Origin of the sequence: Actinoallomurus acaciae (assembly GCF_042429965.1) — a bacterium.
In the GTDB taxonomy this organism is placed as follows: Bacteria; Actinomycetota; Actinomycetes; order Streptosporangiales; family Streptosporangiaceae; genus Actinoallomurus; species Actinoallomurus acaciae.
Window position 1 is genome coordinate 1 of the sequence record NZ_JBHLZP010001022.1, and the last position, 1,379, is coordinate 1,379.

Annotated in this window: 3 protein-coding genes; all 3 read left to right on the plus strand. The window is 73.0% G+C overall.

The features are described from left to right. The coding region (locus ACFFNX_RS50050; RefSeq protein WP_378213542.1) for a hypothetical protein at positions 1–378 on the plus strand (378 nt) is incomplete at its 5' end. Further along, a complete protein-coding gene (locus ACFFNX_RS50055) occupies positions 351–1,067 on the plus strand; it encodes a response regulator transcription factor (protein ID WP_378213545.1) in 717 nt (238 codons plus the stop codon). The genes ACFFNX_RS50050 and ACFFNX_RS50055, both read left to right, overlap by 28 nt. Beyond that, positions 1,064–1,379 (plus strand): hypothetical protein (locus tag ACFFNX_RS50060; protein WP_378213543.1); only part of this gene is annotated, 316 nt, incomplete at its 3' end. The genes ACFFNX_RS50055 and ACFFNX_RS50060, both read left to right, overlap by 4 nt.

Here is a 1,379-nt window from a genome sequence, read left to right on the forward strand (position 1 = left end):
GGTTCCGCGCCACCGCTGCTGCTCCCCGCCGTCTTCGCCGCCGTGATCCTGCTGGTCACGGGCGTACTGACCGCCGTGCGCACACCGGTCCCGCGCGGTGCGGCCTGGTGGCCGGCCGTCCGCCTCGCGTCGGTCACCGGCCCGCTGATCGCCGCGATGACCGCCGCCGCCCGGGCGTCGGCCCACCTGGACCTCGCGGTCTTCGGTCTCACCTTTCCCGCCCTCGGTGCCCGCGCGAGCGGTGACATCCTGGTGGCGCTGGTGTTCGGAGCGGTCGCCGGGCTCGCGGGCGGCCTGCTGCCGGCGTGGATCGGGCGTGTCCTGGCGAGGAGAGGCCGGGTGTGGACGGTATGGAACGGACGGCGGGCCCCGAGGTGATCAGCCTCCTCGTGGTCGACGACGAGCCGGTCGTACGGGAACTGCTGTCGGCCAGCCTGCGGTTCGCCGGGTTCGCGGTCACCTCCGCGGCCACCGGCGCCGAGGCGGTGGCCGCGGCCGTACGCGAGCCGCCGGACCTCATCGTGCTCGACGTCATGCTGCCGGACATCGACGGGTTCGAGGTGGTACGGCGGCTGGGCGAGCGTACGCGTACGGCCGGCGACCTGGTGCCGGTGCTGTTCCTCACCGCACGCGACACCACACAGGACAAGATCGACGGACTGACCGCCGGCGGCGACGACTACATGACCAAGCCGTTCAGCGTCGAAGAGCTGATCGCCCGCATCCGGGCGATCCTGCGCCGCGCCGGCGGGCGTACCGGGGAGGAGACGCTCACCGTCGCCGACCTGGTCCTGGACCGCCAGGGGCACCAGGTGCGCCGCGCGGGCCGCCCGGTCCGGCTGTCGCCCACCGAGTTCCGGCTGCTGCTGTTCCTGATGGACAACGCCGGACGCGTCGTGTCCAAGGCGCAGATCCTCGATCACGTCTGGCAGTACGACTTCGGCGGCGACGAGAGCATCGTCGAGTCCTACATCAGCTATCTGCGCCGCAAGGTGGACACCGCCGAGCCCAAGCTGATCCACACGGTCTGGGGAACCGGTTACGTCCTGCGCAGGCCCGGCCCGTGAGGCTTCCGGGGCTCTCGCTGCGGGCCCGGCTGCTCGCCATCGCACTGGTCCTGTCGGCCGTGGGGCTGGTGGTGAGCAACGTCCTCGTCATCGGCGCGCTGCGCGGCCAGCTCGTCACCCGGGTCGACCAGCAGGTGGGCCCGCTCGCCACGGCCATGTCGCGGCTGCCGCCGTCGCTGCTGTCCTCCCTCCCGGACACGGTCTCCCACGGTCTGGCCGGGCGCTCGGATCTGCTCGGCGACCTGTACGTCGCGCATCTCACGCGGGACGGCGGCGCCGACGCGATGCTCCGCTCGCCCGCGTCGGCCGCCG